We start from the raw sequence: 14739 nt of genomic DNA on the forward strand, positions 1-14739 counted from the left end.
CTCACTTATGGGCCGCTTTCGGGGAACCCTCTTTCAGATCATCTGCACGAGCGTTGCCGGTTTCGGCCTCATAAGTGAGCGAGCGTTGGAAGGGGACGGTGCGAGCCCATCGGCGGGGTCCGTTGCCTGGAGCCCACGGGCGGGTCCTTACGCCAGCTGGGCCCCTATGCGGGCCGCGCTCGCTGCCAGTGCTTCGCCGACGGCGGCCTGGTCCTGTTCGCGGCGGATGTAGACGACGGCGATCGCGGCGGGCCGCCCACCCGGCACCTGGATTGGGGCGGCGAGGGAAGACAATCCGGCGATGACCTCGTCGTGGCTTGCCGCGTAGCCGAGCCTGCGGGCTTCGGATGCTTCCGGGCGATAGGGCAGGCCAGGAGCGCGGACGGCCCATTCTTCCTTGCTCATGGTGGACTGGATGGCGATCCCAGGCGCCCCGGTGTTCACGGGGTGGCGCGTGCCGGGATGTTGTGCCAGGGTGGCGGCCGAGTGGCGCGGCTCGACCGTGACCAGCGTGACGCAGTCCTGATGGTCCCAGACCGCGACGAAAGCCGTCATGTTCAGGGTGTTGGCAAGCTGGGTCAGCTCCGGAAGGGCGGCCGTCTGGAGGTCGCGGGAGACACCCCTGGCCAGCACCGCAAGTCCGGGCCCGGGCTGGACACGTCCGGCGTCGTCGCGCACCAGCAGGGAGTGATCCTCAAGCGTGCGGAGGATCCGGTAGGCCACCGAACGATGAACACCCAAGGCGCCGGCGAGTTCCGCAATGGTCAGGGGGCGCTCGGCAGCCGCCAGGATTTCGAGGGCCTGGATGCCCCGGGAGAGGGTCTGCGACGGCGAGACTGTCGCCGTCGTTTCCTGCAGGCTCTTAGCGGCGCTGGGAGACATCATGCGCTCCATCCTATGTTGGGTCTAACGCGGCTTGCCCGCCGTCTTGTGCTGTGACACGCAAGAGACTATGGTTCTTTATGAGAATTTGTTGTTCAAATATAGAACAAATCCATATATAGAACAATCTCCTAGAACAATCTCCAGCCAGGGATCCACGATGATTGCCAAGTCCAGCCAGAATGCGGAGCCGGGACCCCTCGGCCGCACCTCGAGGCCGCGGGCACATCATTTCCGCGGCAGCCTGGGCCGCTTCGCCACAGGCGTTGCCATCGTGACATTCGACGGCGTCAGCAAGCGGCATGGCATTACCGTCAATTCCTTCACCTCGGTGTCCATGGAGCCGCCGCTGGTCCTCGTCAGCATCGCCCGCAACACCAAAGCCCACGACGAGCTTGCCGGGCGCCCATTCACCGTCAATATCCTGGGCGCCGAACAGAAGCAGCTGGCCTTGCATTTCGCGGGCCGTCCCGGGCCCGAGCCCCATTGGGTCGAAGGCGACATTGCGCCCCGGCTATCCAACGTCCTCGCCTATTTCGAATGCACGCCATGGGCTGCCTACGACGGCGGTGACCACACCCTCTACCTGGGTCAAGTGGTGGATTTCAACTACCGCAGCGGCGACGCACTCGCCTTCGCCAACAGCTCCTTCACCACCATCCCGGAAAGCCAATTGGGAATGGAGGATCTTTTGTAGTTGATGCGGGGCCCGTCGACGTCGCATCCACATGCCGTTTCAGCTCAACCATCATTGGAGACAACCATGGGAATCCGGACCGGACAGCAGTACCTGGACAAGCTCAACTCGATGAACCCCCACGTCCTGATCGACGGCGAAACGGTCACCGAGAAGATCGCCGACCACCCGTCATTCAGGAACGTGGCCCGCACGTACGCGAAGCTCTTCGACATGCAGCATGACCCGAAGTATGCGGACGCCCTCACCTACGAGTCCCCGACGACCGGCGACCGGGTGAGTGCCTCGTTCCTGGTGCCGCGCAGCAAGGAAGACCTCGAGCATCGGCATGCAGCTATCCGCACCTGGGCTGAGTATTCCCTTGGATTCCTGGGCCGGACGGGCGACTACATGAACGGCGCCCTTACGGCGCTTGCCGCCGCGGAAAAATGGTTCGCCCAGGCCGATCCGATGTTCGGCGAAAACATCCGCAAATACTACGAGCATTGCCGCGAAAACGATCTCCTGGCCACGCACACCCTGATTCCACCGCAAGTCAACCGTTCGGTGTCAGGTTCCGAGCAGCTCGGCGGCCAGCTCTCGGCCAGGGTGGTGGAAGAACGCGAAGATGGCATTGTGGTCCACGGTGCGCGGATGCTCGCCACGATCGCACCGATCGCCGACGAGCTTCTCGTGTTCCCCTCGACGCTTCTGCGCTCGACGCCGGAAGATGCTCCCTATTCCTACGCGTTTGCCCTCCCGAACGATGCGCCCGGCATGCGCTACCTGTGCCGGACGTCGCTCTACAACGGCGGAGGCACCCACGACGAGCCGCTCGCCAGCCGATTCGAGGAGATGGACGCCGTCGTCGTTTTCGACCATGTGTTCGTGCCCAACGAGCGCATCTTCATGCTCGGGCATCCTGAGCTGTGCAATGCCTTCTATTCCGAAACCGGCGCCGGGGCCCTCATGACCCACCAGGTGGTCACGCGGACCATCGCGAAGAGCGAGTTCTTCCTGGGCCTGGCCTCCGAGATTGCCGCATCGATCGGGGTGGACGGTTTCCAGCACATCCAGGAGGACCTCGCGGAGCTGATCGAGACCGTCGAAATCGGCAAGGCCCTCATGGTGGCGGCGGAAGCCCAGGCCGCTCCGAGCCCGGACGGCGTGTTCCTGCCGCACTGGCCCACCCTGAATGCGGCCCGCAACTGGTACCCCAAGGTTGCCCAGCGTTTCCCCGCGATCATCCGGAAGTTCTCGGCGTCCGGCCTCATGGCCCTGCCGGGCGAAGCGGACGTGGCCAGTGAGGCATTGCCGGACATCGAGCTGTACCTGCAGGCGAAGACGCTGACCGGCCCGGAGCGCGTGCGCCTCTTCAAGCTCGCCTTCGATGCCAGCATTTCCGCGTTCGCCGGGCGCCAGGCCCTGTATGAGTACTTCTTCTTCGGTGACCCTGTCCGCATGGCGGCCGCCCTGGTGAACAGCTATGACCGCGAGCCGGCCCGCGCGCGGGTGCGGGAGTTCCTCGAGCGGAAAGACTGAACGCGCCACGGCGCGGACGACGACGACGGCGGCGAGCGTCGCCGTCGACTTCCGGCAGCTGTGCGGGAGGATCTGGCCAAACAGAGGGGCGCCCGCCCACGGAAAAAGGGGACTGACGGTGCTGACCGTCAGTCCCCTTTTCCGTTGCCGGACCGCTCTCAGGGCCTGGGGTAGATGGCGTTGGTGCGGTAGAGGAAGGCCGCGGTGGCGTCGCGGGCGACTGCGATGCCGGGCCGGAATTCCGACGTGCCGTCAGGGAGGGCCCAGCCGGTGGTGATCTTGTTGTTGGCGAGCCAGGTGATTTCCTTGTAGAAGGGGTAGTTGGCAGGCACATCGATGAAGTTGCTGCTTACCGTGACTGCAGGACTTCCGTTGAGGCGATAGATGAAGGCTGCCATGGCATCGCGGTTGACAGTGCCTTGTGGATGGAAGGTCGGTGCCCCGTTGGGGCCGTCGTTATAGCCGGTGGTAATACCTTGGTCTGCCAGCCAGGACACTTCCTTGTAGTAGGGGCTGTTCGTTGGATAATCGGCGAACTTCGGTGTTGCCGGCGGGGTGTACGCAGGGCTGCCCATGTAGCGGTAGATGAAGGCGGCCATGGCTTCGCGGCTGATGGACTCCAAGGGCCGGAACTGGCGGGTCTGGTCCGGCATGGCCCAGCCGGTGGTGATGCCTGCGTCAGCGGCCCAGGTGATTTCCTTGTAGAAGGGGTAGCTCGAGGTCACGTCGGTGAAGGAATACGACGCAGACGCCGATTCATTCTTCACGATGAGGTCGTCCACGTAGATGTCGGCCTGCTGCGTCGGGTGTTCCGAGCCCAGCATCACACTGCTCACGGACGTTGCCGAGATGTTGAGGGTGCTGGAGGAGAAGACGGACTTGTCATCGAACCAGACTTGGGCCGCCGTGGCGCTTCCATTGGCGGTGACGTCCATCGCGATATGGTGCCAGCTGTTGAGCGCAACGGTCCCGACCATCGTTGTATAGCTGAAGGTGCCGTCCGGCGCAGTGACCCTCAACACGAAGTTGGACGTGCTGTTGTAACGGAAGATGTCCATGATCCGTGTCGCCCCGGAGAAGAAGCGGAAGTAGGGAACATCGTTGCCTGCCACACCGGCGGTGGTGATGTTGAACCAGCCGGCCGCGTAGGCATGGGTGGTGCCTGAGGGAAGGGGCACGGACATATTGGAGATCGAACCGGCATCAATCGTTGCGTGCAGGTAGGCGGAGCATGCGCCGTCGTGGGCCATGGTCGAGCTGACAGCGGCCGTTCCGGTCCCTTGCGTGACGGGTGAGTACGGGGACAAGGTCCCGGATTCGAAGTTGTCGGCAACCACCGTGGTGCCGGGGAAGCTGTCCGTAGGTGCAGCGGTTCCCGGCTGGCAGGTGACCGACGCTGCCTCGGCGGGTGCCGCAACAATTGCCGCGCTTGCACCCAAAGCGAGGCCGAGAATTCCGGAGAGTCCCAACCGGTACAGTCGTTTCATTGTCCGTCCTCCAAGCTACGGTCGACACCCGGCTTCCTCGGAGGTGCGAGGAAGCCGGCTTTGATCTGCCTGTGGCGAAAGTTGTTGCGACGGTCCCCGGCCCAGGCACCCGGCAATGCCGTCGAGAACCAATGGCACCATGGGTGCGGTTACAGTTGCGTTACCAAATCCAGGATTGCAGTGCTGGCCGGTGCGGATTCTCCGCAAGGTCAAAGTCGGGTGTTGAACACGTCCCGCCCGAAACTCCGCAGCCCGGGTGCTCCGGCATATCCGAGACGGGGGACGGCGAAGATGTCCTCCATGGTGGCGAGAAGGCTGTAATGGTTGTACATCGTCCCGCTCGTGGTGCCTGGACTGCTGAATGGAGACAGCACCAGCGCGCCGATAAGTCCTCCGGCTGTTCCCCCCGGCAGGCCCGAGGGGCCGGTTGCGTTACCGTCCGCCTCGTCGAAGGTGATGACGAGCGCGCCGTCCTGCCTGTAGGCCGGTGAGTTGAGGATCGCGGGGACTTGTTCCTTGAGCCAGGCGTCGGCGCTCTCCAGCCCGCCGGGCTGTCCGTCGACGCAGGGGCTGTCGTGGCCGTCGTGGCAAAGGTTGGGGCTGATGTAAGTCAGGTTCGGGGTGGTGGCGGCAGACTGCAGGTCCTTCGCGAGGTTGGAGTAGTCCACGACGTTGTTTTGGCAGTCGGTGGAGGACGTGATGCTGGCGAAATAGACGAAGGGATTGTGGCGGGTGGCATACTGGTCATTGATTTTGGCGTTCTGGGAAGTGTCCTTGGCGCCCGGGTTCGGGTGGCGGCACGCCGTGCCCATGTCTTCCATGTATCCCTTCCAGGTTTTCCCGGCGTTGCTGAGTTGCCCGGCGAGCGTCGGGACTGAAGCGGGGTAAACGCAGCCCGATCCGAGCACCTGGCCCGGGTCCGCGGTTCCTGTCTGGACGAACGGGGCATACGTCGTGCAGTCATTGCGCGTCATCGGGTTGGATGCCTGTCCGGAGATCTGGGCGAGATAGTTGGGGTTGGAATGGTGGGCGACGCCGTAGTACTGGGTCAGGAGGACTCCTTGGCTGCGCAGGGTCTGGGAGAGGTAGGGGGCTGCCGAGTCCGGGCCCCAGGTCTTGTCGTAGCTCTGGTTTTCCAGATTGATCACGAAGACGTGCCCGATCTTCCCCGCTGCCGCGGCCGTCGGCAGGGGGCTGTCGGTGGGCGACGGGGCCGCCGACGTCGGGACCGTGGACGAGCCGGTCGTGGCGGTGGTGCTCGGACCGGGAGCCGGTGTTCCGTCACCCGACGGACCTTGGCAAGCCGTGCCGACCACCAAGAGCGCGGCAACCAGGACGACGCGCTCAACCCTGGGTCGGCGGTGCTGCGGACGGACGCGGCCCGGGACTCTTCTGCCGGATGTCATTCTGAGTTTCATCTGATCCTGCTTCCTCCACGATCCTGCCGATCCCGGGCGGCAGACTTGGCCGGCATGCCGGCAGGTCCGCGCCGAACGGTGACGCTTCGTCTTGGCGGTAGCAGGTATCGCGGAAGCGTTCCGGTTCGGACACTTTTGCACACTATGTCCAACGGGGCCATGGTTACCGGCTTCGGGTTCGCTGTGAATTCGCAGCCAAGGCAATGGATGCTGCCGCTCCACGTCCCGATCATGGACGAAGAGGGCGGGCCTTGTATCGGCGTGGGTTTGCCGCCACACTGGCTCCCATGCACGTGGACGAGCGGCGAAACAGCAGGAATTTCAAGACTGCGCGCCGTGCGGGCATCCCGATCGTTCTCGTCGCTTCCTTGGCGCTGGTCCTCTCCGGGTGCGTCGCCGGACCCCCGGGTGGCCCGGCGTCGCCGGGCGCAAGCCGGTCGGCCGGAACGTCGACGGCGGGGGCCGGCGCAGGGCAGTCCCGGGCGACGGGACAAATGCCCGTGGGGGACCTGCCCGGGTGGCGGCAGGTATTCACTGAAGACTTCAGCGAAGGGGACGTTCCGCTGGGGAGTTTCCCCGGGCCCGCGTACAACGCCAAATGGAGTGTCAATTACGCCGACGGGACACCGGACACGGCCGGTCAGCAAAGCGGTGGCAAGTCGGGCTACTACCCATCGAAAGTGCTCAGCGTCAAGGATGGGATGCTCGACATGTACCTGCACAGCGAGAAGGGTATCTCGATGGGTGCGGCACCCGCGCCGAAGCTGCACCCTGCCAACGGGCGTCCGTACGACAGCCTGTTGTACGGCCGGTATTCGGTGCGGTTCAGGTCCGAGGCATTGCAGGGGTTCAAGACGGCGTGGCTGTTGTGGCCCGATAGCGGAGTCTGGCCGCAGGACGGAGAGATCGACTACCCCGAAGGCGATCTGTCCAAGTCCTTTTACGGCGCAGTCCACCAGGCTGGCTCGGACAAGAACATCTTCCATGAAAACCCGTCCGGTGCCCGGTTCACGGCATGGCATACCGCGACCACCGAATGGACGCCCGGGCGCGTTGAGTTCTTCCTCGATGGTGTCTCGATCGGTGTCAGCACGGTCGGCATCCCCGACAAGCCGATGCATTACATCCTCCAAACCGAATCCTGCCTGACCGGCTGCCCCGCGCCGGCAACGGCCGGGCACCTGCAGGTGGCCTGGGTGGCAATCTGGGCGAAAGCGTAGGCGCACTGTCCGCACGTTCGTTATGGCGCCGGTTCCTCTCGCCGCGACCGCCGGTCCACGGCAACGAGCAGGCCCAAGGTCAGCACGGCCAAGCCGGATACAGCCGCCGATGGATGCCAGAAACCGGCGTAAAGCATCGCCGTCGAGAGCAGGATGGCCAAGGCGAGGCTGAAGCTCACCGCTATCGCCACGGCCAACGGGAGCATCTCGAATCCGGTTCCTTTCCGGATGCGCCGGGGTTTCAGGAACAAGATGAGGGCCGTTCCCGGGCCGGCGAGCAGGAACGGGCCAATGACAGCAAGGCGAAGTCCCTCCGGGCCGGTGAAGGACAAAGGAATCGACGCCACTGCCATAACCGCCACTACCGCGCCGATCGTCGCGACGCTCCGGTGCCTAGATGCCATTCGGTGCTCCTTGCAGGTGGTAGACCACACCGCCGGCATTGCGGGACTCCAGCGACCAGCCTCCCTGGAGGGCGCACCTGTCGATGAAGTGTTGCAAGCCTTCGCTCGGCCCCGTGTTGAGAACACCGGATGCGCTGACCTGGCTTGCAGTGACGATCAAGTAGGCGCCCGCGGACGGGACGAGCTGGGTTATCGACAAGCAGCCGGGCTGCGGGTCCCCAGGGCGTGCCGGCTCCGCTGGGAGGACCGTTTGGTACCGGTATCCGGCGTAGTGCGCATACCTCCAGGCCGTGTCGTGAACGGCCTCGATGAGGACCGAGCCATGCGGGGCGGTGGCGTACAGCTGATTGACGAGGGCGATCTCATCCGGAGTGAAATTCTCGATGGCATCATTGCCATACCGGGTGGCGACTGTGCCCGTGGCGATGATCGATCCGAGCAGCAGGAGTACGCCCATCCGACGCAGTCCGGGCGGACTCGGGCCACGGGGAAGCAGCGGAAGCACGACCAGGCTCGCGGCGAACGGAAGGCTGAAGAGGTAGATCCGGAGCAGCAGCTCGCCGCCATACGACTGGAGCGGAAACATGACGAAGGGCGCCACGGTCCCCAGTGCGGCAGCCAGCCACGGCCTCCGCAGCCGTCGCCCGCGGAGGCTGCCTAGTCCTGCGAGGACCCAGACCAGGGCTCCCTCCGCGAGCCGGGAGTAGACGATGAACTGGTGGGCCGGACTACCGCCCACCCTGTTGAGCAACGAGGCTGAAGCGGCGGCGTTGATGTTGCCGATGGACCCGAAGAGCGTGTGCAGGTGGCCGATGAGGAAAGGGGTGGCGGCCAGGACCAGCCAGCAGACCGGAAGCAGTAGCGCCAGGACCGGAAGGAAGCGCAGCCGGCACCTTCCGCTCAGGGCGAGCAGTGCCAGGATGGGGATCGCGGCAAAGGGAGTGAGCTGATGGGCAACCGTCATCCCGGCCAGCAGCACTACGCACACTGCGGCCAAGGTGATGAAGGCAGACCCCGGCAATTCGCCTGGTATCGGCGCCGGTTTGCCTGGTTCGAGTCGACGGGCAAGATTCCTGAGCCGGCCGGCGGGCTTGCCCGCCGGCTTCCACGGCCACCCGGGGAAAACCGTCAGGACACAGGCGATCAAGGTCAGCAGCAGCAGCAAGGCGCAAGCCTGTGGGGAGAGGTAGTCCTGCCCCACCCAGCTGGCCAGGTAGAACATCCACACGGCGGCCCATGCTTGCCTGGGACTGGAGCCAAGGCGCAGGGCCAGCGCCAGCAGGGCAGGCATGAACAGGACGTTGACGCCGACCGGCGCCCACGTGGCAACCCAGGTCAGGTCATGGACTCCCGTGGTATTCGAGAGCATCGCCAGCAGCCCGAAAAACCCGGGCCAGTTGAAGTAAGCGTCCAGCTTCCGGTCCAGTCCTCCGGTTTGCGTGATGTAATCCGTGATGCCCAAGTGGCGGTAGCTCGCCTCCAAACGGGGCAGGCCATGGATGATCGGGTCGGCCCCATGCAGGACGACGATCAACACCAGAAGCTGAACGACGAGCAGCCACGGGCGAAGAACCTTGAGGCCGAGGGAACCGACGAACCCGGCGAGGCTCAGGCCCAGGGCAAAAAAATAGCTGGGAGGCAGGACCTGGATCAGGCCGGCACCGCCAATGTCCTGGGCGTTTACTGTTTTGAGCGCCCACACCCCCAGGATCAAGGCAGTTGCCGCCATCACCGCGAGGGCACCCGGAATCCGCGGGTCACCGCGCTCGGCCCGATGTTGGGCGGGATGCAGGCGCTTCGGGCCGGAGGCGACGAGGGGCAACGTCCCGACGTCGGATCGGTGCAAGCGGGTGGAGGAGACACTCCAAGGGGCTTGTACGGCCATTACGGTGCCGGTACTCCGTGCGCAGGCGACCCGGAAGTGCGCCCGATATTCCGTCTGGTCCAGGCGGTTCCGTGGCCCCGTGAGAAACGGTGCAAGCGGCCGCCGGCGACCACGGCTGCTCCCAGTTGGGAGACCAACCAGAGCACGGACACTCCCGTGAGGCCAAAGTGCTGGGCGACTGCGGGAGCAGGTGCCACCGCGAGGACGCACGCGGCAATCGCGACCACCGTGGCTTCAGCCAAACGCCCGGTGGAACGGCACACCCCGTAATAGACCTGTGTGACGCAAGTGAACATCAGCGCCGGGACCAGGAACGGCAGCAGCACCCACGCCGAGGCGTAGCCGGACCCCAACAACGGCAGCAGCAGGGAGCCGGCCGCCAGCAGCAACACCCCGGCAAGCCCGGTGAGGAAGAGGCTCATCTGCAAAGCCCTCCGGACCAGGCCTGGAGGTGAAGGAACGCGAGGATCGGACGTGTCGGCAGCAATAGCGGTCTGGAGTGAATAGCCAGCCGATTGGGGCACGAAAAAGATCGCTGAAGCCAGCATCCAGACGACGTACCAGGCTGCTGCGGCCGAGGTATTCAGCGCCGCCGCAACGACGAGCGGGAGAACGTAGCCCGGCGCGCGGTCGGCAAGCATCAGCGCGTGCTGGCGAAGGCCCGGACCCCAGACTTTCACCACTTCGCGCCAGTTCGCTTGCGTCCACTCCAGGGCGGTATCTGTGCGTCCGAGCTGGCGCAGGCCGAGGAGCACGCTCGCCAAGGCACCCATGGCCACGGCAACGACGATGGCGGAAGGATCCCGGTAGCCGGCGAACAGGCAGACGGCGAGGGTGCCAAGCTGGAACAGGGCCTGCACGAGACTGCGCGTCAACGCGCGATCCGCCCGCGCCTGGGCGACGGCGATGTGGTCGAACTGGTATGCGACGGCGGCGAGGAGCGCCGCGGCGAAGAAGGCGGCGCTCATCACGGGGTTCGTCCACGCGGTGCCGACGCCGGATCTCTGGAAAGAGGTTACGACGAGCAAGCCGGTGGCCATGAGGAGCGACGAAAAGCTCACGGCGGCGACGCTTGCCGGAATCAGGGCCCGGCCCTGGTCGGCTTGGGCGGGAAGCACGGACAGCGTGGCCGGGCCGACGCCGAGCATGCCCAGTTGCACGGTCAGCATGGTGGCTGCGACCACAGCCGAGGCCAGCCCCAGGCGGTCGGCAGGAATCACGACGGCGGCGAGGGCCCAGAACAGCAGCCCGGCCGCCATTGGCGCAATGCGGGCCGCCGCGAGCCACACGGCGTTCCCGCCGAGGGACAGTCCGTGCCTGGGGAGTCGCAGCAAGGTGCTGCCAAAAGCCCCGTAGTTGTAGAGGACGAAGCCGGCCCAATAGGGGAGGTATCGGGGAGCGGTGGCCAAGGAGAGAAGGACCCCGCGGGCCGTCGCGAGCAGGGGCAGGAATACCAGCCAGGCGGCGCGGCGCGGGTGCTTGTGCATCGTGCGCGCCAAACCGGCGCCGTCCTGAAGCCATTGGTCGCGGGCGTATTCGAAGCTGTCAGCGAACCGGTGCCTGACGAAGGTGGTGGGCGAGACGCCGAGGCGGTATCCACCGGCCTCGAGCCGGATCCGGAGTTCTATGTCTTCGCCGGACCGGAAGCTTTCATCGAATCCGGCGTCCAGCAGCACGCTGCGGCGCATGAGGGTGGCGCTGACGCCGAACCAGGAGCGGACCCTGCTGTGGTTATGGTGCCAGGCGAGGGCGGCACCCCAGTAGCCCGCGCCGTCGGGCTCGCTCACCAGTCCGAATTGCAAGCCGTCGAAGCCGCCCGCCTGGAACTCCTTCATCAGGTTCTCCAGAACGCCAGGGGGCACGATGACGTCGGCGTCGATGAGAGCGACAAGGTCGGCGTGCGCGGCCCTGGCACCGAGCATCCGCGCCGCCGGGAGTCCGCGCCCCTCGTCGGAGATGACGCGTGCCCCGTACGAACGGGCTATCTGCACGGTGGCGTCATGCGAACATCCGTCGATGACGATGACCTCGCGGGGGTTCTGGTCAAAGACGGACTCCAGGCATTCGGCGAGCCAGTTGGCGGCGTTACGGGCCGGGATCACCACAGACACGTCCAGGACGCTGCCGGCGTCCTCGTTCCTGCTCACGGCCCGCCATCCACCAAGGAGGTGACCGTGCCCGCGACATAGTCCGAGGTCTGGTCCGCGGACCACGCCACCGGAAGGCGCAGCACGAAGCACGGAACGTCACCCAGCGCCCTGGTGACTACGGAGGTTTTCGCGGAGAAGTGCTCGCCCAATGGCACGAGGCCAGTGGCCCCCAGGGCCTCGATGAGTCGCCGGGAAACCAAAGGCAATTCCGAATGGAAGTTGCCGACAATGCGGGCCGCCATCCAGGCCTCTGTGCGGCGTTCCAACCTGGCTTCCGCTCCGTCGAAACGTTCGAGGAAGACGGCGATCCGCGCAGGCGCCCGGGGAGCGATCTTCCCTGCGCCGAATACCTGTTCCGGGTGGACCATCCTGTGCTCGGGCGACCACCGCCGGGTGAACGCGGCAGTGCGTGGATAACGGACGATGACAGGGTGTACAGCGGTGGCCACACCGCTGATCGTCGACGTCAACCAGCCGGGCGCGAGCGGCTTGCGGACTCCCTGGAACAAGTCCGGATAGATTGGCCGGTGGTGGGGTTTGATGAACATCGGTTTCGCGTAGGACAGGAGCGTCCCCTCCGCAGTGATGAATCCCCAGTCATCGGCCATGAAGCCGACCTCCGGCATGGCCAGGAGTTTCGCGACTGTACTTGTCTTCCCGACCCCGCCCCATGCGGGCATCAGGATGCCCGCGCCCCGATAGTTCACCATCGCCGCGTGGACCATCGCGGTATCCTGCCGGATGCACAAGTGGTCCAACAACGGCACGACTGCCGTGAGGAGCTCGCCCGCCCCTTCGATCACGAATCCGTTGTCGGTCCGGGTCACCTGGACCCGGTCCTCCGGGAGGAACAAAGAATCGTCTGTATACCGGTAGGCGTCTTCGGCATGGGATTGCGAGGGAACCGGACTGACGCCGCCGCTGATGTCCAATTGCAGGGGGGACGTCGAAGGGCCCAGGAACGGGGCCAGCATGTCACGTAGCTGCGCCTCGCCTGGGGTGCCCTGGGCGACCCTGATGGCGACGCGTCCGTGGACGTCAAAGACAACTGCCGGTGACGAGGCAATCTGCTGGTTAATCACTGGGCCTGCCTCCACTGGTGTCGCGAATAAGCCGGTACAAAACGGAGCCGGACACCCGCACTTGGGGCGATGACGTTTCCCACAGGCTCTGCAGATAGCCGATCGCGGTGACAGCCAGAACCGCCACAATCACTCCGGCCCTGGCCAGCCCTCCCATGTCGCCGTCGCGCGTGCACGAGCGTAGTCCGGCAAGGACAGCTCGCGGCAGCACCCGGCGGACGTATCGGCGTTCCGGTCCAAGGATTTCGCCACGGCCGAGGAGCCGTGTCACCTGGGCCTTCGAAACACCTTCAGACCAGGCTCTCGCCAGCATGTAGCGCAGGGTGCCACGCGCAGCCGGCACATGGTGGCGGACCACGGCCGCCGGCTCGTAAACCACCCGTGTTCCCGGGGCGCCGATGGACGCCCGCAGGCACAATTCGGTTTCCTCGCATCCAAGCGGGCGGCCGCCTTGCCGGCCAAGGGACGCATTGAACCCGCCGACGCGCTCAAAGACATCGCAGCGGAAGGACATGTTCGCCCCGATCACGTTACGAACCTGCGCCGCGACCCTGGGCAAGCCCTTATAGGTACACCCGACAATCCAATCCAGCTCTTCGGGAAAGTGCGCCGGCCTGCCTGATTCCCACACGGGTTCAACCCGGCCACCGACCGCCAACACGTCCGGATCGTCATAGAACAGGACAAGCCGGGCCAGCCAGTCCGGGGCGGCTTCGGCGTCGTCGTCGAGGAAGGCCACAATGTCACCGGTCGCCGCCTTCACCCCGGTGTTGCGGGCGCCGGAAAGACCCCGCGGCCCGGAGTTCTCCACCACTTCGACTCCAAGAAGCGCGCCCGTCAGCCGCCGGTACAGTCCCAATCGCCGGTACAGGTCCTCGTTGTGGTCGACGACGACGACAACCTGTTCCGGCCGGAACGTTTGGGACTGGACCGAGGCGATCCCGCGGAGCAACAACTCCCACCGGGCTTCGGTGAAGCAACAGATCACCACGCTGACGCTTGGCCAGCCGGCGGCGCTCCCGGGCATCAGCCGTCCGCCAGCATCGCCAGGACCGTTTTCGGGTCGGTGGGAACATGGGGGAGCCTCATGTCCGGGTACCGGTACTTGACGCGCCGGAGCGCCTCCGGCCGTACCCCCGCCGTCGGCGCGTCCCAACCGACGCACTCACGGGTCAGTGTGCGCAGGACCCGCCAGCCGTCCCGGAAGGTCTGCAGATGTGAATTGCCCGAAATGCGGGACAACTCGTGGCTTGGCACCTCAGCGATCCGAAGCCCGGCCCGCGCCGCGCGGGACACCAACTCCGTCTCGATTTCGAAACCGTCGGACTTCAGTTCCAGGACCTCAAGGCACTCCCTGCGGAAAGCGATGTATCCGTAGCAAAGATCCGAGAAGTTACAGTGCAAGGCTTTGTTCGCGAGCCCCGTGAGCGCCCGGTTGCCCAGGTTGCGCAAACGCGTCAAGTCATCGGATCCGCCGCCGGTGACGTAACGGGAGCCCTTGACGAAGTCGTGGTCGTGCTGCAGGGGCGAAACGAACCAACCGATCTCCCTCGGATCCATGCTGCCGTCTGCGTCGAGCATGACGATGATGTCCCCGGTAGCGGCGGCGAACCCTGCCCGCATGGCGGCGCCCTTGCCGGCATGCAGCTCGTTCACTACGACGACGTCGAAGCGGAGCGCGCGAGCCACATCCACAGTAAGGTCCTCGGACCGACCGTCCACGATGATGACTTCGTCCACGTACGACGGCATCCGTCTGAGCACCCACGGCAGATTGAATGCCTCGTTCAAAGTGGGAATCACCACGCTGATCGAAGCCGCCGGGAGCGAAGTCCCTTGGGCCGAAGCGATTGGTGCCCTGCCGCTGGAAGGCTCCAATTGTCCAATGGACATCGCCTTCACCCCCGTCCGTTCAGCTGCACGAATGTAGAACACCTGCTGGGAAGCACCCGGGGGCCGCTTGTGCACGGTCGCCGGAAAAGGGGGCCTGGAT

12 protein-coding genes are annotated in these 14739 nt (G+C 65.3%); 3 read left to right on the forward strand and 9 right to left on the reverse strand.

Going from position 1 to position 14739, the window contains the following annotated elements; genetic code table 11:
* Positions 1 to 147: 147 nt before the first annotated feature.
* On the reverse strand, positions 148 to 882 hold the full coding sequence (locus tag QRN45_RS06665) for an IclR family transcriptional regulator (protein WP_241707526.1): 735 nt from the start codon (positions 880 to 882) through the stop codon (positions 148 to 150).
* A gap of 160 nt (positions 883 to 1042) precedes the next feature.
* On the opposite strand from QRN45_RS06665, the gene QRN45_RS06670 reads away from it, so the two are divergent.
* Entirely contained in the window at positions 1043 to 1579 is a 537-nt protein-coding gene (locus QRN45_RS06670; protein ID WP_078108511.1) for a flavin reductase family protein, read from the forward strand.
* A 66-nt stretch (positions 1580 to 1645) separates the two neighbouring features.
* Positions 1646 to 3100, forward strand: coding sequence for a 4-hydroxyphenylacetate 3-monooxygenase, oxygenase component (hpaB, locus tag QRN45_RS06675; protein WP_078108512.1), 1455 nt, complete (start codon positions 1646 to 1648; stop codon positions 3098 to 3100).
* A 158-nt stretch (positions 3101 to 3258) separates the two neighbouring features.
* Here the strand turns inward: hpaB and QRN45_RS06680 are convergent, their stop codons facing one another.
* Complete coding sequence (locus QRN45_RS06680; RefSeq protein ID WP_241707437.1) at positions 3259 to 4587, reverse strand: S-layer homology domain-containing protein; 1329 nt, start codon at positions 4585 to 4587, stop codon at positions 3259 to 3261.
* Between the two features lie 209 nt (positions 4588 to 4796).
* Positions 4797 to 6005, reverse strand: coding sequence for an alkaline phosphatase family protein (locus tag QRN45_RS06685; RefSeq protein WP_241707438.1), 1209 nt, complete (start codon positions 6003 to 6005; stop codon positions 4797 to 4799).
* A 287-nt stretch (positions 6006 to 6292) separates the two neighbouring features.
* Here QRN45_RS06685 and QRN45_RS06690 point away from each other — a divergent pair, with 287 nt between their 5' ends.
* Positions 6293 to 7225, forward strand: a complete 933-nt coding sequence (locus QRN45_RS06690) for a glycoside hydrolase family 16 protein (protein WP_241707439.1) — start codon at positions 6293 to 6295, stop codon at positions 7223 to 7225.
* Positions 7226 to 7245: 20 nt separating this feature from the next.
* On the opposite strand, the gene QRN45_RS06695 is transcribed toward QRN45_RS06690, so the two are convergent.
* Genes QRN45_RS06695 through QRN45_RS06720 form a run of 6 tightly spaced genes read right to left on the reverse strand, consistent with a single transcriptional unit; the run spans position 7246 to position 14639 of the window.
* Entirely contained in the window at positions 7246 to 7629 is a 384-nt protein-coding gene (locus tag QRN45_RS06695; protein WP_241707440.1) for a hypothetical protein, read from the reverse strand.
* Positions 7619 to 9514 carry a hypothetical protein gene (locus tag QRN45_RS06700; RefSeq protein ID WP_241707441.1) on the reverse strand — a complete coding sequence of 632 codons (1896 nt, stop codon included), beginning with the start codon at positions 9512 to 9514 and terminating at the stop codon, positions 7619 to 7621. The genes QRN45_RS06695 and QRN45_RS06700 overlap by 11 nt, the downstream gene beginning before the upstream one ends.
* Positions 9514 to 11661 carry a glycosyltransferase gene (locus tag QRN45_RS06705; RefSeq protein WP_241707442.1) on the reverse strand — a complete coding sequence of 716 codons (2148 nt, stop codon included), beginning with the start codon at positions 11659 to 11661 and terminating at the stop codon, positions 9514 to 9516. Before QRN45_RS06705 ends, QRN45_RS06700 begins: the two co-directional genes overlap by 1 nt.
* On the reverse strand, positions 11658 to 12746 hold the full coding sequence (locus QRN45_RS06710) for a hypothetical protein (RefSeq protein ID WP_241707443.1): 1089 nt from the start codon (positions 12744 to 12746) through the stop codon (positions 11658 to 11660). The genes QRN45_RS06705 and QRN45_RS06710 overlap by 4 nt, the downstream gene beginning before the upstream one ends.
* The gene (locus tag QRN45_RS06715) at positions 12739 to 13773 is read right to left on the reverse strand and encodes a glycosyltransferase family 2 protein (RefSeq protein WP_241707444.1); all 1035 of its coding nucleotides are present in this window, start codon (positions 13771 to 13773) and stop codon (positions 12739 to 12741) included. The genes QRN45_RS06710 and QRN45_RS06715 overlap by 8 nt, the downstream gene beginning before the upstream one ends.
* On the reverse strand, positions 13773 to 14639 hold the full coding sequence (locus QRN45_RS06720) for a glycosyltransferase family 2 protein (protein ID WP_241707445.1): 867 nt from the start codon (positions 14637 to 14639) through the stop codon (positions 13773 to 13775). Before QRN45_RS06720 ends, QRN45_RS06715 begins: the two co-directional genes overlap by 1 nt.
* Between the last annotated feature and the right edge of the window lie 100 nt (positions 14640 to 14739).

It is taken from the genome of Arthrobacter sp. efr-133-R2A-63 (assembly GCF_030209795.1).
GTDB lineage: Bacteria > Actinomycetota > Actinomycetes > Actinomycetales > Micrococcaceae > Arthrobacter > Arthrobacter bambusae_A.

Coding starts and splice junctions, on each gene's coding strand:
- QRN45_RS06695 (WP_241707440.1), bottom strand. CDS start 7,629: ATGGCATCTAGGCACCGGAGCGTCGCGACGATCGGCGCGGTAGTGGCG.
- QRN45_RS06665 (WP_241707526.1), bottom strand. CDS start 882: ATGTCTCCCAGCGCCGCTAAGAGCCTGCAGGAAACGACGGCGACAGTC.
- QRN45_RS06690 (WP_241707439.1), top strand. CDS start 6,293: ATGCACGTGGACGAGCGGCGAAACAGCAGGAATTTCAAGACTGCGCGC.
- QRN45_RS06685 (WP_241707438.1), bottom strand. CDS start 6,005: ATGAAACTCAGAATGACATCCGGCAGAAGAGTCCCGGGCCGCGTCCGT.
- QRN45_RS06700 (WP_241707441.1), bottom strand. CDS start 9,514: ATGGCCGTACAAGCCCCTTGGAGTGTCTCCTCCACCCGCTTGCACCGA.
- QRN45_RS06680 (WP_241707437.1), bottom strand. CDS start 4,587: ATGAAACGACTGTACCGGTTGGGACTCTCCGGAATTCTCGGCCTCGCT.
- QRN45_RS06670 (WP_078108511.1), top strand. CDS start 1,043: ATGATTGCCAAGTCCAGCCAGAATGCGGAGCCGGGACCCCTCGGCCGC.
- QRN45_RS06715 (WP_241707444.1), bottom strand. CDS start 13,773: ATGCCCGGGAGCGCCGCCGGCTGGCCAAGCGTCAGCGTGGTGATCTGT.
- hpaB (WP_078108512.1), top strand. CDS start 1,646: ATGGGAATCCGGACCGGACAGCAGTACCTGGACAAGCTCAACTCGATG.
- QRN45_RS06720 (WP_241707445.1), bottom strand. CDS start 14,639: ATGTCCATTGGACAATTGGAGCCTTCCAGCGGCAGGGCACCAATCGCT.